This is a genomic window from Clostridia bacterium (assembly GCA_017554615.1).
Lineage (GTDB): Bacteria > Bacillota > Clostridia > UMGS1840 > HGM11507 > SIG450.
In genome coordinates, this window is sequence record JAFZHY010000004.1 from 85,815 (window position 1) to 108,847 (window position 23,033).

At 32.0% G+C, this 23,033-nt stretch carries 21 protein-coding genes and 1 tRNA gene; 15 read left to right on the forward strand and 7 right to left on the reverse strand.

All coding sequences use genetic code 11. From position 1 onward, the window contains the following. The first annotated feature begins 69 nt into the window (after positions 1 to 69). Positions 70 to 1,065 carry a stage II sporulation protein D gene (gene spoIID, locus IKZ35_01365; protein ID MBR4892615.1) on the forward strand — a complete coding sequence of 332 codons (996 nt, stop codon included), beginning with the start codon at positions 70 to 72 and terminating at the stop codon, positions 1,063 to 1,065. Positions 1,066 to 1,141: 76 nt separating this feature from the next. After that, entirely contained in the window at positions 1,142 to 1,837 is a 696-nt protein-coding gene (locus tag IKZ35_01370) for a M23 family metallopeptidase (protein ID MBR4892616.1), read from the forward strand. 213 nt (positions 1,838 to 2,050) lie between these two features. Here IKZ35_01370 and IKZ35_01375 read toward each other — a convergent pair. The 3 genes from IKZ35_01375 to IKZ35_01385 form a co-directional block, all read right to left on the reverse strand. Next, positions 2,051 to 2,125: transfer RNA gene (locus IKZ35_01375), tRNA-Gly, on the reverse strand. A 134-nt stretch (positions 2,126 to 2,259) separates the two neighbouring features. Then, a complete protein-coding gene (locus IKZ35_01380; GenBank protein ID MBR4892617.1) occupies positions 2,260 to 3,123 on the reverse strand; it encodes an RluA family pseudouridine synthase in 864 nt (287 codons plus the stop codon). A gap of 47 nt (positions 3,124 to 3,170) precedes the next feature. After that, positions 3,171 to 3,659 carry a hypothetical protein gene (locus IKZ35_01385; GenBank protein ID MBR4892618.1) on the reverse strand — a complete coding sequence of 163 codons (489 nt, stop codon included), beginning with the start codon at positions 3,657 to 3,659 and terminating at the stop codon, positions 3,171 to 3,173. 160 nt (positions 3,660 to 3,819) lie between these two features. Here IKZ35_01385 and lon point away from each other — a divergent pair, with 160 nt between their 5' ends. From lon to IKZ35_01450, 13 genes are all read left to right on the forward strand, one after another. Further along, positions 3,820 to 6,138, forward strand: coding sequence for an endopeptidase La (lon, locus tag IKZ35_01390; protein MBR4892619.1), 2,319 nt, complete (start codon positions 3,820 to 3,822; stop codon positions 6,136 to 6,138). Between the two features lie 9 nt (positions 6,139 to 6,147). After that, complete coding sequence (locus IKZ35_01395; protein MBR4892620.1) at positions 6,148 to 6,726, forward strand: YihA family ribosome biogenesis GTP-binding protein; 579 nt, start codon at positions 6,148 to 6,150, stop codon at positions 6,724 to 6,726. A gap of 27 nt (positions 6,727 to 6,753) precedes the next feature. Beyond that, positions 6,754 to 8,010, forward strand: a complete 1,257-nt coding sequence (locus IKZ35_01400; GenBank protein MBR4892621.1) for a histidine--tRNA ligase — start codon at positions 6,754 to 6,756, stop codon at positions 8,008 to 8,010. Position 8,011: 1 nt separating this feature from the next. Continuing rightward, a complete protein-coding gene (gene aspS, locus IKZ35_01405) occupies positions 8,012 to 9,805 on the forward strand; it encodes an aspartate--tRNA ligase (protein MBR4892622.1) in 1,794 nt (597 codons plus the stop codon). A gap of 34 nt (positions 9,806 to 9,839) precedes the next feature. Continuing rightward, a complete protein-coding gene (locus tag IKZ35_01410; GenBank protein MBR4892623.1) occupies positions 9,840 to 10,793 on the forward strand; it encodes an ATP-binding cassette domain-containing protein in 954 nt (317 codons plus the stop codon). Continuing rightward, positions 10,793 to 11,500, forward strand: a complete 708-nt coding sequence (locus IKZ35_01415; protein MBR4892624.1) for an ABC transporter permease subunit — start codon at positions 10,793 to 10,795, stop codon at positions 11,498 to 11,500. The genes IKZ35_01410 and IKZ35_01415 overlap by 1 nt, the downstream gene beginning before the upstream one ends. A gap of 15 nt (positions 11,501 to 11,515) precedes the next feature. Then, complete coding sequence (locus IKZ35_01420; protein ID MBR4892625.1) at positions 11,516 to 12,856, forward strand: GldG family protein; 1,341 nt, start codon at positions 11,516 to 11,518, stop codon at positions 12,854 to 12,856. Then, the gene (locus IKZ35_01425; GenBank protein MBR4892626.1) at positions 12,856 to 14,214 is read left to right on the forward strand and encodes a DUF4340 domain-containing protein; all 1,359 of its coding nucleotides are present in this window, start codon (positions 12,856 to 12,858) and stop codon (positions 14,212 to 14,214) included. Before IKZ35_01420 ends, IKZ35_01425 begins: the two co-directional genes overlap by 1 nt. Positions 14,215 to 14,263: 49 nt before the next feature. Beyond that, positions 14,264 to 14,749: a small multi-drug export protein gene (locus IKZ35_01430; GenBank protein MBR4892627.1), complete on the forward strand. Its 486-nt coding sequence runs from the start codon at positions 14,264 to 14,266 to the stop codon at positions 14,747 to 14,749. A gap of 94 nt (positions 14,750 to 14,843) precedes the next feature. Continuing rightward, complete coding sequence (gene metK, locus IKZ35_01435; protein MBR4892628.1) at positions 14,844 to 16,019, forward strand: methionine adenosyltransferase; 1,176 nt, start codon at positions 14,844 to 14,846, stop codon at positions 16,017 to 16,019. Positions 16,020 to 16,033: 14 nt separating this feature from the next. Next, a complete protein-coding gene (locus IKZ35_01440) occupies positions 16,034 to 16,732 on the forward strand; it encodes a response regulator transcription factor (protein ID MBR4892629.1) in 699 nt (232 codons plus the stop codon). Further along, on the forward strand, positions 16,732 to 18,132 hold the full coding sequence (locus IKZ35_01445; protein ID MBR4892630.1) for a HAMP domain-containing histidine kinase: 1,401 nt from the start codon (positions 16,732 to 16,734) through the stop codon (positions 18,130 to 18,132). The genes IKZ35_01440 and IKZ35_01445 overlap by 1 nt, the downstream gene beginning before the upstream one ends. A 77-nt stretch (positions 18,133 to 18,209) precedes the next feature. Continuing rightward, positions 18,210 to 19,565 carry a trypsin-like peptidase domain-containing protein gene (locus IKZ35_01450; protein MBR4892631.1) on the forward strand — a complete coding sequence of 452 codons (1,356 nt, stop codon included), beginning with the start codon at positions 18,210 to 18,212 and terminating at the stop codon, positions 19,563 to 19,565. A gap of 44 nt (positions 19,566 to 19,609) precedes the next feature. Here IKZ35_01450 and IKZ35_01455 read toward each other — a convergent pair whose 3' ends face one another. From IKZ35_01455 to IKZ35_01470, 4 genes are read right to left on the reverse strand one after another with little or no spacing between them, the layout of a single operon-like run. Then, positions 19,610 to 20,299, reverse strand: a complete 690-nt coding sequence (locus IKZ35_01455) for a hypothetical protein (protein ID MBR4892632.1) — start codon at positions 20,297 to 20,299, stop codon at positions 19,610 to 19,612. A gap of 46 nt (positions 20,300 to 20,345) precedes the next feature. Continuing rightward, positions 20,346 to 20,960: a sigma-70 family RNA polymerase sigma factor gene (locus tag IKZ35_01460; protein ID MBR4892633.1), complete on the reverse strand. Its 615-nt coding sequence runs from the start codon at positions 20,958 to 20,960 to the stop codon at positions 20,346 to 20,348. Between the two features lie 18 nt (positions 20,961 to 20,978). Next, positions 20,979 to 22,322: a DNA repair protein RadA gene (gene radA / locus IKZ35_01465; GenBank protein ID MBR4892634.1), complete on the reverse strand. Its 1,344-nt coding sequence runs from the start codon at positions 22,320 to 22,322 to the stop codon at positions 20,979 to 20,981. Further along, entirely contained in the window at positions 22,323 to 22,991 is a 669-nt protein-coding gene (locus IKZ35_01470; protein ID MBR4892635.1) for a DUF624 domain-containing protein, read from the reverse strand. Between the last annotated feature and the right edge of the window lie 42 nt (positions 22,992 to 23,033).

The window sequence follows — 23,033 nt, forward strand, 5'->3', positions numbered from 1 at the left end:
TAATTATATTATAATATACTATGATTTGAAAAATCTGTCAAATAATTTTTTATAATTTAAGGTGTTAAAATGAAAAAAATAAACTTTAATCTTGCAAAAAAATATATTTATCTATTTCTTCCATTTATGTTTACTTTTATCACAATTATTTTAAGTTCTATGTTTTCAGGCAAAAATATTGTTATAAGTAAGAACGATTATGAAAGTGTTCCTGATAGCAAAAATGAAAAAATGATAAGTGTCTATTTTCATAAAACGAATGAAACAAGAACTGTGGAACTTGAAGAATATCTTATGGGAGTATTACCTGCAGAAATGCCTCCGTCATTTAACGAAGAAGCATTAAAAGCACAGGCAGTTGCTGCGCGTACATACATAATAAGCAGAGAAGGTGTGGAAGATGAAAAGCATAAATTGGCAACTGTCTGCACAGATTCTACTCACTGTAAGGCATATTTAACAGAAGATGAGGCTTTGGAAAGGTGGGGAAATGAATGGACTGACAAATATAAAAATAAAATTAAAAGTGCAGTCAACAGTACATTGGGGCAGATAGTAACCTATAATGATGAGCCTATTTCTGCTGTATTTCATTCAACCAGCAGCGGTATGACCGAAAACTCAGAAGATGTATGGATTGAAGCGCTTCCGTATTTAAGGAGCGTTAAAAGCGAGGGAGAGGAAAAATCTCCGAGATATCAGTCTCAGGTTGTAATTGAAAAAAGCGAATTTAAGGAAAAAATAAAAAATGCATCGCCTGATATTAAATTTACTGATAACGAACAAAAATGGATAAAAAATATTGAATATAACGAATCGGGCAGTGTAAAGTATGTTAATATCTTAGGTGTTAATTTTAAGGGTACGGATATAAGAAATATATTTGGGTTAAGGTCTGCAAATTTTAAAATAGAAATAAAGGATAAAGTAATTTTTAATGTAACAGGCAACGGACACGGTGTAGGAATGAGCCAATACGGTGCGAATTATGCGGCAGAAAACGGATATACTTATGATTTAATATTAAAAAAATATTATTCTGGTGTAGAAATAAAGAATATTTAAAAATAAATGCTGGTAATATTTATGTATAAAATTAAGTAAAAAAGCCATCCTATTTATAAAAAACAGGAGGCTTTATATGGAAAAATTTTTAAAGGTTTTAAAGAATTATTATGTTGTTTTTTCGGTTTCTCTTTTATGTGTTTTAGTAACCGTTTTAATGTACGGAATGAAAAATTACAGGGAATATACTATAAAAAAAGAGGCTCTTTCACCCCCGAAAAATATTATAGAAGTTATTTCAGATTCACCTAAAGAAAATACAAAGACTAACGAAATTAAAAAAGAAGAGCCTGTAGCAAACTATGAAACAAGCGAGGAAATTTATTTAAACGAATATGAAGAAGTATCATTACAAACTAATGAAGAATTTGAAATTATTTACCCTGTAAACAGTGAAATTATAAAAGGGTATTCTTCGGATAAACTTGTGTTTTCAAAAACTTTTGAAGATTACAGAACTCATAAGGGAGTAGACTTTTTAGCCGAAAATAATAAAGATGTTTATTGCGTTTTTAACGGTTTTGTTGAAGAGGTCAGCACAAATGAGATGGAAGGAAAAGTTATAGTAATAAACCATAATAACGGTTATAAATCTATTTATAAAAATTTATCCGATGAAAATATAGTAAACATCGGCGACATTGTGGAAAAAGGGCAGATAATTGCAACGGTAGGGGAAAATGGAATTTTTGAATCAAAAGACCCTGCACATCTTCATTTTGAAATTACAAAAGACGGAGCAAATGAAAACCCTGAAGATTTTTTAAATTAGTATGAAAAATGAAATCGTGCAAAGCACGATGAAATCCAAACAAGTTTGGATGAAATCCTCATTTTATTCGGATGAACTTAAATCCGTCTTAAATATCCCGACTTTAGTCGGATTTCATCACGAAGTGATTTCATCCGCTTTTAGTGGATTTATTCCGTCTGTAAGACGGATTTAGTTGAAAAAAAGACTATTCAAATGAATAGTCTTTTTTTCTGGAGCGGAAGACGAGATTCGAACTCGCGACGTTCACCTTGGCAAGGTGACGCTCTACCACTGAGCCACTCCCGCATCGCCTATATGATAATATCACACACTTTTATAAAAATCAAGTGTTTTTTTAAAAAAACAAAATAATTACAAAAAGAGTACAACCCGAAATTTCGTGTTATACTCTTTATCCTTTATTTAAATAATCATAAGTTTTATAAACTCATATCAAGAGGAATAGGTGCTTCAAATTCAAGTAATTCATCTGTTATAGGATGATTTAATATAATCTTTTTACAATGAAGAAGAGTAGACATATCCTTAACTAAAGAACCGTATAATGAGTCGCCCTTAATCGGTGTTCCAAGGTAAGACAGATGCACTCTTAATTGATGTGTTCTGCCTGTTTTGGGCAGTAATTTTACTAAAAAATATCCGTCTTTTTCTTTAATTACCTGATATTTTGTTAGAGCGCTTTTTCCCTCATTGTTAACCTCTCTTAATATACTTGACCCGTCAACTCTTTTTATAGGAGCATCGATTACACCGCTCTTATTTTTGGGAGTTCCCTCGCATATTGCATAATACTCTTTTTTTATGGTTTTTTTCTGCATCTGAGAGGAGAGTTTCTCAGCGGAGAATTTGTTTTTTGCAATTACCACAATTCCTGAAGTATCACGGTCAAGACGGGTTATAACCCTGAAAGTGAAGTTGGTATTTTTATAGTAGTTCATAACACCGTTTGCCAGAGTATCCGTATAGTGGTTATAAGAGGGATGGGTAGGCATATTTCTCGGTTTATTCACAACTAAAATATCCTCATCTTCAAAAATTATATCAAGGGGTATATCACTCGGAGGAATTTTTTTAGAATTTTCGTCATAAATTTTTATCTTTAAAATGTCATCTTTGTTGGGAATTTTTGTTACATATTCCTTATGACCGTTTAGTGTAACTCCGTCTTCGTAAGTTTTTAGTTTAGTTAAAAGTTTGTTTGATATATCAAGTTCTTTTTTTAGTATTTCTTTTATGCTTTTTCCAAAGAGTTCATCATTTATTTTTATTATAATTTCTTTCATTTGTTTCACCTTTTGATATTATATTTCTTCTTTGGCAAAATGTCAAACTAATCTAAATCAAAGCCACAAGAATCATCGGAAGAAACCTGGTTTCTTGGGTAACAGCAGCAGTTACATCTACCTTGGTTGCAAAAACCACATTTTCTGTTAATAAGGCAGAAAATAAAGAAGACAAAACTTAATACTGCGATAGCAAATAATGCTATAAGAATACCGATAATTACTGCACTTACAATGCTTGTAACAACTAATGTTACAGTTAAAGCAAGTAAAACAAAAGCAATAGTCAAAATAGAGGAAGCAATAATTATTCCGCTATATGCACATAGGCATTTTGACAATGCTTTTTTATTATTTGCAGGTATTAAAAGAAGAATTGTTATAAAGGCAATAAGGACTGCCGCAATAACTGCAAAATAAGGTATTATTACAAGAATGTTTGTTAATAACCCCATATTGTATAAAACGGCACCTATAACACCTATGACAATACTTATTAAAACGATTAAGCAAGTATTTGTATTTGAGTTATTCATATTTAATCACCATTTTTTATTTTTTGGGGAGTGTTACTCCCGTATTATTATATTAAATATATTAATAAACTGTTAAAATTAATATTTTCTATTGAAAAATATTGTTTTTTGTATTAAAATGATGTGTAATAGTTTTTTATGACCATTTTGGAGGAAAGAAATGAAATTTGATAATATTGAAATTCCTGTCCTTGCTTTAAGAGGACTTAATATATTCCCGGAAATGTCAATCTCTCTTGATGTGCAAAGAGACATTTCGGTTAATGCAGTTAATACTGCAATGAAAAAAGACCAGGTTATTTTTATTACTGCGCAAAAAGATGCCGAAATAGATAACCCACAGTATAATCACTTATATCCTATCGGAGTTATTGCAATTATAAAGCAGATTTTAAAACTTCCTGATAATAACTTAAGAGTTTTAGTCAAGGGGGTAAAAACTGCAAGGCTTGATGCTTTAATATCAAAAGAGCCTTTCTTTATGGGGAGTATTACCCCTGTTGAAATAACTTCAGTTAAGAGAAAAACCAAGAAGACCGAGGCGATTGTGAGAAATATTATGTCGTTATTTGACGAATATTTCACATACACCAAGCATATAAACTCAGATGTATTCAGTATGATTACCTCTTCTTTGGAAGACTATGAAAGATTTTCTGACCTTGTGTCATCCAATTTAGATATTTCGGTTGACAGAAGACAGTCTTTATTAGAAACCTTTTCGGTTGCAAAAAGATTAGAACTTATTATGGAAATCTTAGTAAGCGAGATAGAACTTTTAAAACTCAAAAATAATATTCAGGTTAAGGTTAAGGAAAATATTGATAAAAACCAGAAAGAGTATTATTTAAGAGAGCAGATAAGGGTTATCCAGAGCGAACTTAATATGGAAGTAAGTTCGGAGAGTGAAACCGAAAGGTATTTAACTAAACTTAAAAAACTTGATGTATCCTCTGATATAAGAGAAAAAATTGAAAATGAAATAAGAAGACTTTCTCTTATGCCTGATAATTCTCATGAGGCAACAGTTGTAAGAACATATCTTGATACAGTTTTTGACCTGCCTTGGAATGTTGCAACCAAAGAAAAAACCAATCTTGAAAAAAGCAAAAAACTTCTGGATAAAGAACATTACGGGCTTGAAAAAGTCAAAGAAAGAATTTTAGAATATATCGCAGTAAGAGAACAGGCACCGAAAAAAAACGGTATGATTTTATGCCTTATCGGTCCTCCGGGGGTTGGTAAAACTTCGGTAGTCTCATCTGTGGCAAAAGCAACAGGCAAGAAATTTGCAAGGCTTTCTTTGGGCGGTGTGAGAGATGAAGCGGATATCCGTGGCCACAGAAAGACATATATAGGTGCAATGCCTGGAAGAATTATTAACGCTGTAAGGAATGCAGGTGCAAATAATTCGATAATTTTACTTGATGAAATAGATAAAATGGCAACTGATTTCAGGGGCGACCCTGCTTCTGCACTTTTGGAAGTTCTTGATAAAGAGCAAAACCATAATTTCAGAGACCATTATCTTGAAGTTCCTTTTGACCTTAGTAACATTATGTTTATAACCACTGCAAATTCACATTTAACTATTCCTCCTGCCTTGTATGACAGGCTGGAAATAATTGAACTTTCAAGTTATACCTATCTTGAAAAATTCAATATAGCAAAAAAATATCTTCTTCCTAAGCAGTTAAAAGAGCATAATGTAACAAAGGCTCAGGTAAGTGTTTCAGACAGTGCCTTAAAGGAAATAATAAATTATTATACCATTGAGGCAGGGGTAAGAAATCTTGAAAGAGAAATCTCCAAACTTATAAGAAAAGGGATATTTGAAATTAAAATATCAGGTTTAAGTAAAATATCAATAACCGATAAAGAAGTTAATAAATATCTCGGCGTAAGAAAATATGTTGAGCAGAATGACACTGAAATTAACGAGCCTGGGGTTGTTAACGGTCTTGCTTATACAAGTTACGGAGGAACACTTTTAAATATCGAAGCCATTGCTCTTGACGGAAAAGGAAATATTGAACTTACAGGTCAGTTGGGCGATGTTATGAAAGAGTCGGCTAAAGCGGCTATATGTTATATACGCTCTAAGGCAGACACTCTTAAGATAGACAAAGATTTTTATAAAGATAAAGATATTCATATCCACGTTCCCGAAGGGGCAACACCGAAAGACGGTCCGTCAGCAGGGATAACTATGGCTCTTGCTTTGGTTTCTGCCCTTACAAAAAGACCTGTTAAAAAGAATGTGGCTATGACAGGGGAAATAACCATAAGAGGAAGAGTTCTTCCGATAGGCGGACTTAAGGAAAAATCTCTTGCGGCTCACAGACATAAGATTTACGATATTATTATACCGTATGATAATCTTAAAGACCTTGAGGATATTCCAAAAGAGATTATTAACGATTTTAATTTTATTCCTGTCAAAAATATGGATGAAGTTATCGAATACGCACTTTTATAGGAGAAATATATGATAATAAAAAATTCGGAATTTGTTACTTCTGCAAAAAGCGCACCAGGCTATCCTAAATCAGATTTGCCGGAAATAGCATTTGCAGGAAGATCGAATGTAGGAAAATCATCATTTGTAAATAAGTTTTTAAACAGAAAAAATATAGCAAAGGTGAGTAAAACACAAGGGAAAACAAAACTGATAAATTTCTTTAAGGTAAATAACGAGTTTATGCTTGTTGACCTTCCGGGTTACGGGTTTGCCAATGTATCAAAAAGTGAGCAGATTTCCTGGGGGAAAATGATAGAAACTTATCTTAACAAAAGAGAAAACTTAAGAGCAGTATTTCTTCTTTGTGATGTTCGCCACGAGCCGACTAAGGACGATATAGTTATGTTTAACTTTATTGTCGAAAAAGGGCTTGAGCCGATTGTTATTACAACCAAGGTTGATAAACTTGCTAAAACAAAAGTGCAACCGAGAGTGGATGAATTTAAAGAATTTTTCGGTATAGATTCTGTTTATCCGTTTTCTTCCCAGTCAGGCTTTGGAAGGGATGAAATATTAAACCTTGTTGAAGAAATACTTAAAGACTAAGTTAAAAAATAGAAAAGAGGAAACACAATGATAATAAATGCACCTAAAGGTACAATAGATATTACACCCAAAGATGTGTATAAATGGCATTATATTGAAAAGAAATTAAGAAATATCGCAGATATTTATAACTTTGGAGAAATAAGAACTCCCAACTTTGAGCATACTGAACTTTTCCAAAGGGGAGTAGGAGATACTACCGATGTTGTATCCAAAGAAATGTATACATTTTTGGATAAAGGGGACAGAAGTATTACCCTAAGACCTGAGGGAACTGCAGGTGCAGCAAGAAGTTTTATTGAAACAGGGATGTATGCAGAAAGTCAGCCGACAAAACTTTATTATATAATTCCTTGTTACAGATACGAAAAACCTCAGGCAGGGCGTTTAAGAGAATTCAGACAGTTCGGCGTTGAAATGTACGGTGCCAAAGGTCCTTCATGTGATGCTGAAATAATATCTGTTGCAAAAAGAATATTTGAAGAACTGGGCATTAAAAAGTTAGCCCTTAATATAAATAACATCGGTTGTCCTGAATGCAGAAAGGAATATAACGAAAAACTTATTACATTCCTTAGCGATAAAAAAGACAATTTATGTGATACCTGTAAAAGCAGACTGGAAAAAAATCCTATGAGAATATTTGACTGTAAGTCAAAAGTTTGTCAGGATATTGTACAAGATGCGCCGACCATGTTTGACTCGGTTTGTGATGACTGCAAAGACCATTTTGATAAGGTGCTTATGTACCTTGATAATATGAATATTGAATATAACATTGATAAAGGTATTGTAAGAGGTCTTGACTATTACACCAAAACAGTTTTTGAATTTGTATCAACCGATATTGGTGCTCAGGGAACAGTATGTGGCGGTGGAAGATATGATAACCTTATAGAAGAAATAGGCGGTAAGTCAATTCCTGGAATAGGTTTTGCTATCGGTCTTGAAAGATTGCTTTTAGTTATGGAAAGTTTAAATATTCCTTTTGAAAGCGAAAAAAGAGTAAGTTTATTTGTTGTATCACTTGACGAAAAAGCAGATATCTACGCTTCGAAAATAGTAAACGATTTAAGAAAGAAAAATGTTAAGTGCGAAAAAGATTTTATGTCAAGAACCTTAAAAGCACAACTTAAATATGCAAATAAGATTAACGCAGAAAATACCGTTGTAATAGGCGAAGAAGAAATATTAAACAATAAATTCAATGTAAAAAATATGGATACAGGCGAAACTATAAGTTTAACATATGACGAACTATTAAATAAATTTGGAGGAAAGTAAAATGGCAGAAAATATCAAAGGTTTAAAAAGAACATCAAGAGTTGCCGAGCTTAGTTCTGATAATATCGGCGAAGAAGTAACTTTAATGGGTTGGGTGCATAATTACAGAAATTTAGGAAGTCTTCTTTTTATTGATTTAAGAGACGTTTCAGGTATCTGTCAGATATATTTTGGCGAAGACTGTGAAGAAACTCTTAAACAAAAAGCTGCAACTTTAAGAAAAGAATTTGTAATAGCAATTAAAGGTACTGTTCTAAAAAGAGGGGGAGCAGTTAACCCTAATTTAAAAACAGGTGAAATAGAAGTTAAAGTTACAGAACTTAGAATTTTATCCAAAGCCGAAACACCTCCGTTTGCTATTGAAGAAAATTCTGATGCAAATGAAGCACTAAGATTAAAATACAGATATCTTGATTTAAGAAGAGCAGATATGAAAGAAAATCTTATTTTAAGACATAAGGTTGCCAAATCTGCAAGAGATTATTATGATATGCACGGATTTTTGGAAATTGAAACTCCTATGCTTACAAAAAGCACTCCTGAAGGAGCAAGAGACTATCTTGTTCCAAGCCGTGTTCATCCTAATAAATTTTATGCTCTGCCACAGTCTCCTCAACAGTATAAACAACTTTTAATGTTATCCTCTATGGACAGATATATGCAGATTGCAAAATGTTTCAGAGACGAAGATTTAAGAGCAGACCGTCAGCCTGAATTTACTCAGATTGACTTAGAGATGTCTTTTGTTAATGAAGATGATGTTATAGAAATAAATGAAGGGTTTATTAAACATCTTTTTAAAGATGTTATGGGGATGGATGTTAAAACACCGTTTTTAAGACTTCCGTATAAAGATGCTATGGATAAATATGGGTCTGATAAGCCAGATTTAAGATATGGTATGGAACTTTGCGATATAAGTGATATTTTATCTCAAACTGAATTTAATGTATTCTCTTCTGCGATTAATGGCGGGGGAAGTGTAAGATGCATTAAAGTAGACGCTAAGGAAGATAAAACACAGAGCCTTTCAAGAAAAGAAATCGATGCATTAACCGAATTTGTTAAAACATACGGAGCAAAAGGCCTTGCTTATATGATAATAGATAAAGAGGGCGTTCGTTCTTCCGTTTTAAAATTCTTAAAAGAAGAAGAAATAAAAGGCATTGTTGAAAAGACCAACGCACAGGAAGGGGATATTCTTCTTATAGTGGCTGATAAAAACAGTGTTGTATATAACTCTTTAGGAGCGTTAAGATGCCATGTTGCAGATAAACTTGGTATTATAAACAAAGATGAATTCAATTTCTTATGGATAGTAGATTTTCCTCTTTTTGAATATGACGAAGAAGAAAACCGCTTTGTTGCAAAGCATCATCCGTTCACATCTCCTAAAGATGATGATATTGACCTTCTTGACACCGACCCTGAAAATGTAAGGGCAAAGGCATACGATATGGTGCTTAACGGTTGTGAAATAGGTGGGGGAAGTATCAGAATTTTTGATACCGAACTTCAACAGAAGATGTTTGAAAAATTAGGCTTTACAAAAGAACAGGCATGGGCACAGTTCGGTCATCTTATGGAAGCCTTCAAATACGGAACTCCTCCTCACGGTGGTATGGCATACGGTCTTGACAGACTTGTTATGCTTCTTGCTAAAAAAGATTCAATAAGAGATGTAATAGCATTCCCTAAAGTTCAGAACGCTTCAGAACTTATGACAGATGCACCAAACCTTGTTGATGATAAACAACTTAACGAATTGTATATAAAATGCGTTAAACCTCAGTAAATTACTTTTTACTCATTCGAAAGGAACTTAAATAATGATTGAAATATCAAATCTTTATAAAAGTTACGGTAAAAGACAAATTCTTAAGAATATAAATTTTACTGTTAATAAGGGAGAAATCTTAGGGTTTTTAGGACCTAACGGTGCAGGGAAAACTACCACTATGTCCATTATCACAGGCTATTTATCCTATACAGAAGGAAGCGTTAAGGTAGACGGGATGGAAGTTATAGATAACCCGATGGAAATAAAAAGAAAAATCGGTTATCTTCCTGAACTGCCTCCTGTATATCTTGATATGACGGTGCTTGAATACCTTAAGTTTGTGTATGAACTTAAAAAAGTTAAACTTGACTTTAACGCTCATATTACATCTGTAATGAATTCTGTAAGCATTTTTGATGTAAAAGACAGACTTATAAAGCACCTTTCAAAAGGTTACCGTCAAAGAGTAGGCTTTGCTGCTGCCCTTGTAGGCGACCCTGAAATTCTTATACTTGACGAGCCGACAGTCGGTCTTGACCCTAATCAGATTATAGAGATAAGAAATGTTATAAAACAACTTGGTAAAAACAAAACTGTTATTATCAGTTCTCATATTCTGCAGGAAATAAGTGCTATATGCGATAAGGTCGTTATTATCAGTTGCGGAGAAATTGTTGCAGCAGATTCTCCTGAAAAACTTTCAAATGAATATACAAAGAATCAGCAGTTATCATTAAGAATAGCAGGGGAAAGAGGAGCAATTAAAAATGTTCTTCAGTCTGTCCCTGGCGTAAGAGGTATAAAAGAAGTCGGAATAAAAGAAAACGACTCTTATGATTTTATTCTTGATGTTGAAACAGGTTTTGATGTAAGAAAGCCATTATTCAATGTTCTTAGCAAAAATTCAATGCCTGTACTTATGATGCAACCTGCAAAAATGACTTTGGAAGACGTATTTATAGAACTTACTAAAAAAGCAAATACAAAAGGAGGAAAACGATAATGACAGCAATTTTAAAAAGAGAACTTAAATCGTATTTTTATTCTCCTTTAATATATATTCTTATGAGTATATTTTTTATAATATCATTTGTATTCTTTTTTACTACCAATGTTTTTTATGGGGATGCACATTTAAGATACCTTGCAGCGAGTGTTAACTCGGTATTTGTGTTTATTGTTCCCATGATTACAATGCGTCTTTTCTCAGAAGAGAAAACACAAAGAACAGACCAGTTGCTTTTTACATCGCCAAATTCTATAACAGCGATAGTTTTAGGAAAATTTTTATCGGCACTTATAATTTATATACTGATTATGTCAGTTATGATTTTCTATGCCTTTATAATATCAATATACGCTGATTTTGATTTAGTGGGCTTTATATTCTTATATATAGCCGAAATTTTAATAGGTGCTGCCTTTATATCTGTGGGGCTTTTTGTTTCCTCAGTTTCAAGCAGTATGATGATGTCAGTTTTGGTATCTTTCGGTATGTTGGTACTATTCTATTTTTCTGAAATTGTACCTGCTATTTTCGGAAATCCTCAGTGGTTGGTTAAGTTTTTTAGTTTCTTCTCACTGTCTTATAGATTTAACGGTTTTGCAATAGGACTTTTAAGTCTTGATGCAATAGTATATTATCTGTCATTTGCAAGTATATTTGTGTTTATCACTATCCGTATGATAGATAAAAAAAGATGGTCATAATGGAGGTTAAGTTTAGTGAAAAATATTTTTAATTCCAAAAGAATAAGATATGGAACAAGTGCAACCGTTATAACTGTTTTGTTTATTGTTATAGTTCTTTTAATAAACGCATTGGTAAGCAGTTTAACAGCAAAGTTTCCTCAGATCAATTTAGACTTAACAGAAAACAAGATGTTTTCAATCAGTGATATAACCAAAGAAGCCATTGGAAATACTAATATACCTGTTAATATTAAAATAGTTTATAATTCTGACGAATCAGATACACTTATAGAAGAATATTTAGATAGATATAAAAGGATAAATAATTTAGTTTCAATAGAAAAAATCAATATTTCCAAAAACCCTGCTGTTGCAAATAAATATTCAGGTATTGACCCGCGCGGTTCAATTATATTTGAAAATAACGAAAAATATGAAGTAGTAAGTTTTATGGACTTATACGGTGAAACGGGAGAATTTGAAAATGCCGAATCACTTATAACAAACGGTATATTATCTGTAACTAAAGGGGAAAAGAAAAACCTTGTATTTACAAGTGGGCATAATGAAGATAAAGCATATGTTTTAGAAAATGTTGCCAAAAGCAATTTCTATAATATATCCTATCTTGATACCACAAAAGAAGCAATAAAAGACTGCGACCTTCTTGTAATATACTGCCCGAAAACTGATTTTTCACCTGTTGAAATTACAGATATTGAAAATTATGTAAAAAACGGAGGGCATTTAGAGATATACCTTTCTCCTTATGAAACATATCTTTCAAATTTATGCGAGTATATAAAAGAATGGGGCATTGAAGTAAAAGAAGATGTTATCTATGAAAAAAATGCCGAGCATATTACAAGACAGGGCTTAACTATTCCTTTAGTAGAATCTAATGAATATACTAAAAATATAAACCAAACCTTGTACTATGATTTTTCATTTAAACTTGAAGACTTATACAGTAATATAAACGGAATAACAATAAAACCTGTATTAACCTCAAGCAGTATTGCTGATACTATGGATCGTAACTCAGGCGAAATAAAAGGCAATACAGGAAAACATAACATTTCGCTTATCTGTGAGCGTTATGTTAATGATGATAAAATATCAAAAATGTATGTGTCAGGTACTTCAATGGCATATAGCGGGGAAGAAATAAATAATAAAGATATAGCCTTAAGTGTTATAAACGGAATTCTTCCAACCGAAAGTTATGTTGATATCCCTTTGAAATTAGCAGATGAAAATAAATTTATTATGACAGAAACAAATATAATTTTCCTTATACTTATAATTATAATTATTTCTGCTAGCCTGATAGTTTTTGGAATCTTTGTGTGGAATAAGAGGAGAAAACTGTAATGAAAAAATATAGAAGTTATATAATTTATGGAATTCTTATTTTAGTTCTTATATCTGCCATAATTTTGGTATCTAATATTGACACTAAGGTTGAAGTGCCACCTGAAACAGATGAAAATGTGATTGAAGAAATATACAGTGTAAATTCAGATGATATCTTGTCTGTCAGCATTAAAAACAGTCTGGATGAATATACTGTTTTATATGGCGAGGATATTAAAATAGAGAATAAGAATGTAGAAAAAGACGACGAGAAACTTAGTGAATTAAAAAGAGAGTTTTCATCTTTATTTGCATCAGATGTTATAGCCGATTCCAATTTGAACTTAGAAGATTTCGGGCTTTTAAATCCTGTTAACTCTATTGATATTTCCTTAAAATCAGGGGATGGTATAAAACTATTTTTAGGTAATAAAACTCCTGACTTGGCAGGTTACTATCTAAAGTATAAAGATGATAAAAAGGTTTATATAATAGATAATTATAAAGCCGACTGCTTTTTAAGAAAACTTGATTATTACAGAAACACCGTGCTTTTTTCAGTGCCGCCTTCAACGGTTAACAAAGTGGTTTTTTCAAAGGGTAAAAACATATGTGAATTTTTAAGAAATGACCACGAAAATCTTGAAATAAATTCATTTGCGGCATTCAATATGGTAAGACCGTATAACTGGGAAGTGGAAGCCTCAATATTAGAAAAATGTTTAGACCATTTAAACGAGGTTGAAATTTTAGAATATGTTGAAGATAATGTTTTGGATGTATCAAAATACGGTATAAAAAAATCTGATAATTTTATTTCGGTTACAGATTTGAACGGAGTAACTAAAACAATATATCTTGGAAGTAACAAAGACGGTAATTTATATATTATGAATAATGAAAGTAATTCTGTGTACCTTGTAAGTGCCGAGGGCTTTGAATTTTTAGATTACGAGCCGATAGTATATCTTCAGCAGTTTGTTGCTCTAAGGTCTATTGATGATTTAAAGAAATTCAGTTACAGTTTTGATAATAGCGTATCCCAATTTGAAATTAAGGTAATAGACTCTGATAATCACGATATAAAATATAACAACAAACTTATCGACCAGAAAATATTTAAAGAAATATACAGAGAAATTATAAGTATCAAAATGGCAGGAGCCGTTGATTATAAAGCACAGGGAGAGCCTGTTGCACAGTATACTTTTATATATAATAACGATAAAAGCGAAACTGTAAAATATTATAAGGTAGACGAAAGAAAAATAGCAGCATCTGTTAACGGTAAAATATATTTTTATGCAGATGCAACTGAGTTTTACCAAAGAATAAATAAGATAAATGAAATTATAAATAAAAATTTAAATAAATAAGGAGGAAGCGTAAAACATATTTTTATATGTTTGGCTTAAGGGTTATAAGATGGATTTTGTAAAAAATATTTTAATTGCCATTCCGGTACCGTTATGGATGAAAGTTTTTTTTGCGTCTATGATACCTTTTGTGGAGTCAAGATTTGCGATATTATTCTTTATGGATATGGGAATTGATTTCTGGCAACTGTTTTTACTAAGCGTTCTTGGAAATATGGTGCCCGTGCCGATTATTATTCTTCTTTTCCGTCCTATTGTTAATTGGTTTTTAAAAACCAAATATTTAAAAAATATAGGGGAAAAACTTGAAGAAATTGCTAATAAAAAAGCGTCCAAACTAAAAAAAGTTGAAGGCTGGGGTTTGTTTTTATTTGTTGCACTGCCTCTTCCCGGAACAGGTGCTATATCAGGAGCACTCGCAGCAACAATTTTAAAAATGAGAATAAGCAGAGCATTGCCTATTATATTTATTGGAACAGTTGTTGCAACATCAATTACAACAGGTGCACTTGAACTTATAACAGGGCTGTTTTAAAGAGTTATCTTATAACTTTACAATATACAAAAGAAAAATATACTTTTAATTTATTTAGTTAAAAGTTGTTCATAAATCTGAAAGGGGAATACAAATGAGAAAATTTTTTACTTCTGAATCAGTAACAGAAGGGCATCCTGATAAAATCTGCGACCAGATTTCTGATGCAGTGTTAGATGCCATATTAGAAAAGGATAAGAATGCCAGAGTTGCGTGTGAAACAGCAATTACCACAGGGCTTGTATTGGTAATGGGAGAAATAACTACAAATGCAACCATAGATTATCAGAGCCTTGTTCGTGATACAATAAAAGAGATTGGGTATGACAGAGCAAAATACGGTTTTGATTGTGAAACCTGTGGCGTTTTAACTGCAATTCATAATCAGTCATCAGATATTGCCATGGGAGTTGATAATTCCTATGAAAGCAAAAATGAAAATTCAACACACGAATTAGGTGCAGGAGACCAGGGAATGATGTTCGGCTTTGCATGTGATGAAACAGATACCTTAATGCCTCTTCCTATATATCTTGCGCATAATATGTCTAAAAGACTTTCTAAAATAAGAAAAGACGGTGTGGTAGACTACCTAAGACCTGACGGAAAAACTCAGGTAACCGTAGAATATGAAAATGACAAGCCTGTAAGAGTAGAAACAGTTGTACTCTCTACTCAGCACAGAGAAGATGTAGAAAAAGAAACTTTAGAAAAAGATATGATAGAACTTGTCATTAAAAAAGAAATACCTGCACATATGATAGATGAAAACACCAAAATATACATCAATCCTACTGGAAGATTTGTAGTTGGCGGACCAATGGGAGATGCAGGTGTTACAGGAAGAAAGATAATTGTTGATACATATGGCGGATATGCACGACATGGGGGCGGAGCATTTTCAGGAAAAGACCCTACAAAAGTTGACCGTTCTGCAGCATATGCAGCAAGATATGTAGCAAAAAATATTGTAAAAGCAGGTCTTGCAAATAAATGCGAAGTTCAACTTGCATATGCAATAGGTGTGGCAAAGCCTGTATCAATATTAGTTGATACTTTCTCAACAAATAAAGTTGAACAATCAGTTATTGAAGAACTTGTTGCAAAACATTTTGATTTAAGACCAAGTGCAATTATTTCTCAATTTGATTTAAGAAGACCTATTTATAAACAAACTGCATCATACGGACATTTCGGAAGAGAAGATTTAGATCTTCCATGGGAAAAGACCGATAAAGCAGAAATTTTAAGAAAAGAAGCAAATATTTAACAGGAGAAATACTTATGAATACATCTGCTAAAATCTTATTTTGCGATGATGATAAAAATATATGTGAACTTGCCCGTCTGTATTTAGTTAAAGAGGGGTTTGAGGTTATACTGGCAAATGACGGAAGACAAGCAGTAAATGCTTTCTTTCGTGAACAGCCTGACCTTATAATATTAGATATACTGATGCCTGAAAAAGACGGATATGAAGTATGCAGAGAAATAAGAAAAACAAGTCTTGTTCCCATAATATTTTTAACAGCAAAAAGTGATGTTTTTGACAAGGTTCTGGGGTTAGAACTGGGGGCAGATGATTATATGGTAAAGCCTTTTGACGTTAAAGAACTTATAGCGCGTATAAAGGCAGTTTTAAGGCGTCTTAGCGTTGAAAATTCACATCAGGAAAAAGAAGAAATTGCGCAGTACGAAAACTTATATATAAATCTTTCCAATTACGAACTTAAAATTGATAATGAACTAATAGAAATTCCACCCAAAGAACTGGAACTTTTGTATTACCTTGCATCAAATCCCAATAAGGTTTTTACAAGAGACCAACTACTGTCTAGTGTATGGGGTTATGATTATTTCGGAGATTCGCGTACAGTTGATGTTCATATCAAGCGTATCAGGGAAAAAATAGAGGATAAAAGCAGTGTCTGGAATTTAAAAACCGTATGGGGTGTGGGATATAAATTTGAGGTGCTAAAATAATGATCTTTAAAAAAGTATTTACTACATTTGTTTCCACAATCTTAATTGTTACAATCATACTGGGAATAATTATGTTTTACTTTTTAGGTAACTATCTTGTAGAGCAAAAAAAAGATGCTTTAATTAACACAGGCGAAAGAATAAGCAGTGTTACATCTCAGATGATTAACTATAACGAGAAAGAATTTAAATCATATTTTAATATTTTATCAGAGTTTACTTCAAAGAATATGAACAGTGATGTTTTTTTAATTGATAGAAACGGTAAAGTTATATCATATTCATATTCCGTGCAGAATAATTATATTTATGAACTTCCAAAGGATGTTTTAAATGAAGTTAACAGTGGTAAAAAAATTGCTATTGTTACAAAAATTAACGGTTTAAAAGATTCCACCCTTATTGCCGGAGTGCCGGTAATGGTAGGGAATGAGATAATCGGCGGTGTATATCTTTTAACTCTTCTTCCTGAAATGACAAGACTAAGACAGGATGTTATAAAGATATATCTATTCTCGGCTATATTTGTATTTTTAATCTCAATTATTCTTACTTTAATTATAATAAAGAAAGTAACAGACCCTATTAAAGCATTAAAAATTGCATCTAAAAAAATCGGGAGCGGAGATTTTAAAACAAGAGTTAAAATATATAATAAAGATGATGAAATCGGTCAACTTGCCGAGCAGTTTAATAATATGGCAGAATCGATAGAAAAATCTGAGTATATGCGAAGAGTTTTTATTTCTGACGTTTCTCATGAGTTAAGAACTCCCATGACAATTATAACTGGGTTTGTCGAAGGGATACTTGATGATACTATCGAAGAAGAAAAGCAAAAAGAGTATTTAGCCATTGTTTTGGAAGAATCAAAAAGATTATCCAAACTTGTAAGCGACCTTCTTGATATTTCAAGAATTGAATCGTCAGAGGTTAAGTTAGATGAGATAAAATTTGATATTAACGAACTTATAAGGCTGTCTGTAATAGGTTTTGAAAAAAGACTTAACGAAAAGCATCTGTCGGTTGATGTTACATTTGAAAACGAAACTGAAGAAGTTTTTGCAGAAAAGGACAGTATAAAAAGAGTTTTAACCAATCTTTTGGATAATGCCATAAAATTTTCTTATGATAACAGCACTATTTGTATTGTTACAAAACAAAAGGGCAAGAAAGTGTATGTATCTATTAAAAATCAGGGAGCAGGTATATCAAAAGACGAGCAGAAAACAATTTTTGAAAGGTTTTATAAACTTGATAAATCTCGTAGTCAGAATAAAGGCGGTGTTGGTTTAGGTCTTTATATTGTTAAACGTATAATAAATAAACACGGTGAAAAAATATGGATAAACAGCGAAGAAAATGAGTATGCTGAATTTATATTCACCTTAAAAAAATAAATTTTTACTTTATGTTAAAAATTTATTCATATTTACAGTTTACAATATAATAAAAGAACTAAAAGGGAGGAATCAATATGTCAGATTTTTATAATGATAAATGGAATGATGAGGATAATATAAATACCTCGTTTGATAATAACGCATTGTTTGATAACAATACTTCCTTAAACTATGATATAGAAGACGAAGAAGAATCATTTAATTATACCTCTTCTGATTTGGTAAATGTAAAAGATGATAATGATTACCACTATACTTATAACGAAACACACATCAAAAAGTCAAAAAATAAAAAAGGGTATATGAAAATAGTTGCAGTTGCACTTATTTCTGCATTTTTAGGCTCTGCCTTAACTTGTGGCCTGTGTTTTGGTCTTATGCCTGATTTTATTTATGAAAGAATAGAAAAGAATACAAAATATAATAAATATTCTCCGTATAATTTTGAGGCAACATCAAAAGGCCCTGTTGATGCTAATACCGGAGTTAGTATGGAACAGGGTACACTCTCTGTTGTAGATATTGCAAAGAAAGTGGGTACATCAGTAGTAGGAATTGTTACAACTGTGCCAAGGCAAACATTCTTTGGAGTTGAAAAAAGTCAGGGCAGTGGTTCAGGAATTATAGTTTCGCCTGATGGATATGTTGTAACCAATAACCATGTTATAGAAGGTGCAACAACGGTTGAAGTATATTTAAGTAGCGGAGAGAAAAAGAGTGCAAAACTTGTAGGTTATGATTCTAAAACCGATCTTGCAGTTATAAAATTGGAAAATGGCCAGTATCCATATGCAGAACTTGGCAATTCTTCCGAACTTCAGGTTGGAGAATTATGCGTTGCGATAGGTAACCCTTTAGGCATGGAATTTGCAGGAAGTGTTACAGTAGGATATATAAGTGCTCTTAACAGAACAGTTGAAACAGAGGGTAAAACCTTTAATCTTATACAGACAGATGCCGCGATAAACGCAGGTAATTCAGGCGGTGCATTGGTTAATACCAAAGGTCAGGTAATCGGTATAAATACGCTTAAAATTTCTTCAACAGGTGTTGAGGGGTTAGGGTTTGCCATTCCTATCGACGAAGCAAAACCTGTGTTTGAAGATTTGTTAAACTACGGTTATGTTAAAGGAAGACCTGTTATAGGAATAATAGGGCGAGATATTTCCGAAGAGGTTGCAAAATATTATGAATATCCTCAGGGTATATTTGTAGAGCAAACTCAGTCAGGAAGCGGTGCGGCAAGTGCTGGTATACGCAGAGGAGATATTATAGTAAAAGCCGACGGTGTAAAGGTAAAAACTATTGAAGAATTAAATAAAATAAGAGATACCAAAAAGGCAGGAAGTACAATTTTGTTAGAAATTGACCGTTCGGGAGAAACAATAAGCGTAAATGTAGTATTAGGCGAAGAAAAAACAAACGAATAAATAATTAAAAACCTCTTTGATGTAAAATCAAGGAGGTTTTTAAATTATTCTAAAAATATTAAGTAGAAATAACCATTGTCTTTGGCTTTTTCTTCATCATAAATAATAGTGTAATTATAATCTTTTAATAATTCTTTTGCTTTTTCAAGTTCTGTAACCGATACAATAAATGTATTATTATATCTTGTAATGAAATTTAAATCTTTAGTTATTTGGGGAGCAGAGTTTACCTTTATAACTATATCCGAACCGTCTTCGCAAGGAATGGGGGATATATCATTTAATATACCCTGACCTGAGTCGTTTTCTTTAGTAAGAGTTCTTAAATATGGGTTATTAACTTGATTTTCATTAGAAATATCCTGATTATATTCGATATTTGTTTCGTTATTAGAAACTATACTTTTAATTAAACTGTTATTAAAAGCAAATATCATAATGCATACTAAAGCAACAGATGTAGCCATAATACCCGAAAGTTTAAAACATCGTTTTAGTGTATCTTTTCTTGAAAGATTATAGTCAACAAGTTTTTTATGAAGTTCAGATTTAAAATTATCAGGTAAATCTATATCAGTGCTATTTTTAAATTCGGCTAATATGTTCTTTGTAAGATTATATTCTTCTTTTAACTTACTGTCTTTTTCTAAATATTTGTTAAGTAACTTTAATTTTTTATCTGATATGTTATTATCTAATTTTTTATAAATCAAAGAAGATAATTTCTTTTTCATTTTAAACTCCTTTCTTTTTAATTTAATTCAGCATATATTAAGAATATCAAAAAAAGATATTCATAGTTATTAGAACGAAAAAAGAAAGGAAAAGTTCCTTGTTTTTTAAAAGAAGTTCTTTTAACTTTATTCTTGCACGGGATATTTTAGATTTAACCGTGCCTAAATTATTATTGGTAATAACTGCGATTTCCTCGTAAGAAAATCCTTCAATATCCCTTAAAATTATCATTTCTCTTTGCTCAAAGTTTAGTTTGTTTAGTGCATCATAAAGCACTCTTTCTCTTTCGGATTTTAAAACCAGATCAAAAACATTCTGCCCTTTATCTTCAAACTGTAAAGTTGTTTCATTATCCTTTTGAGTTATGGTCTCATCAAGGGAAATGTTTTGTGAAGTCTTTTTATTTTTATTGATATAGTCAAGACAGGTGTTAACTGCAATTTTATATACCCAGGTGGAGAAAGACGAGTTTTCCTTAAAATTTTTTAAGTATTTAAAGACTTTTAAAAGTGCATCCTGTGATGCGTCAAAAGCGTCTTGCTCGTTTGCAAGCATTTTAAGAGAAATGTTATAAATTCTTTTCTGGTGAGCGTCTATGAGTTTTTCAAAAGCGTCAATATGACCTTCTTTGGCAAGTTTTAACAATTCCTTTTCGCTCATAAACATTCACCTCGCTTTTTAAAAAATTGCCCCGAACACCTCAATAATATTTTTTACTTTTATTATTTCCATTCCTTCAATATTTATATCATTTTGAGAGTATGGAATAATACATTTTTTAAAACCTAATTTATAGGCTTCCGAAATTCTTTTTTCCAAAAAAGATATATTTCTGACTTCCCCCGTTAAACCGAGTTCGCCCATAACTACCAAATCATCAGGCAAAGGCTGATTTTTATAACTTGATGCAACAGACACTGCAACACCCAAATCACAGGCAGGTTCATAAATTTTAAGACCTCCTGTAACATTTATATAAGTGTCGGCTGATGAAAGTTTTAAGCCTGTTTTCTTTTCTAAAACAGCAAGAACAAGATTAGAACGGTTATAATCTATCCCTGTAACCATTCTTCTTGGTGTGGCAAGAGAAGATGTTGTAATAAGTGCCTGAATTTCTGCAAGAATAGGTCTTGTACCCTCCATTGAACATATAACAACAGTTCCCGAAGAATTTTTAGGGCGTCCGTCTAAAAACATATGAGAAGGGTTGTCAACCTCTCTTAACCCTTTGTCTGTCATTTCAAAAACACCGATTTCGTTTGTTGAGCCAAATCTGTTTTTTACTGAACGAATTATTCTGAAATTTGAATATCTTTCTCCCTCAAACTGAAGAACACAGTCCACCATATGCTCAAGCACTTTCGGCCCTGCAAGTGTACCGTCTTTTGTAACATGCCCGACAATAAATACAGTAATATTATTTTCTTTTGCAAAACGCGTAATTTTTAAAGTGCATTCTCTTATCTGGGAAACCGTTCCCGGAGCAGATTCAAGTTCGGATGAAAATATTGTCTGGATAGAGTCTATAATAACCATCTGAGGTTTAATTTCGGTCATATCATCTATTATTAAGTCTACACTTGTTTTGGATGTGATATACACATTTTTATTTCCCTCGGACAGTCTGTTTGCTCTTAATTTTATCTGTTCTACCGATTCTTCCGAAGAACAGTAAAGAACATTTACATCATTTGATATTTTTCTGCACATCTGTAAAAGCAAAGTAGATTTCCCAATTCCTGGGTCTCCGCCCACAAGGTTAACAGAGCCTGATACAACTCCACCGCCAAGAACTCTGTCAAGTTCATTTATCCCTGTTGATGTCCTTTGTTCTTTTAAAACTGTAACCTCATCAATCTTTATAGGTTTGACATTGGATACAACGGTAAATTTTTTTGATTTATCTTTAATTATTTTTTCTTCGCTAAAAGTGTTCCATGAGTTACAGTCAGGGCATTTTCCTGCCCATTTTGAAGCCTGATAACCGCACTCGGAACAAATAAATACAGTATCTTTTCCCACTTATTCATCCTCCATATGTTTCTTTATAGTAGGCCATACAGAAAAAGTAACAAAATAATTTATAAATGCAATTAAGAATAAAGGCGAAAGTACATATCCTATATGTGGAATTAAAAACGCCAGATATAAAATTAAAAGCACAATAAATGCCACAAATATATTAAGAGGCAGTTTAATCATCGCAAAAATAAAAGAATTTTTAATAATACCGAAAAATTCAATATCATAGAATATAATCTGCGGATAAATATAAAAACTCATCATAAGCACTATAATATTTACAAGAAGCAAAGGAAAAATAAGATTTCTAAAATGCGGTATTCTTCCAATATTAAAATAACATACAAAAAATGATACTAAAGGAATTAAAGTAAATAAAAAGGCAAATAACCCTTTAAAAAAGTTTTTTCTAAATTTTTCAAAATAATCTGAAAATAAAAATATCGGCTTGTCCTCTGCAACTGAATATGAAAAATAGGTTAAACCGCAAATTGATGCACCGATGGTAACAACAGGCAAACTGGTTAAAGTAAAGAGTAAACTCATTTTAATAAATTTGGTTAAATTTATAAAAAGATAATAGAAAATTAAAAAAGGCCTTTTTAGTTTTCTGGCATCTTTTTTTACGCCTCTTCCAGGGCCATGTTGTGTAAATGAAAAAATACCCATATTTTTCCGTCTTCCTTTCAAAAAATAAATAGTTTTTACTAA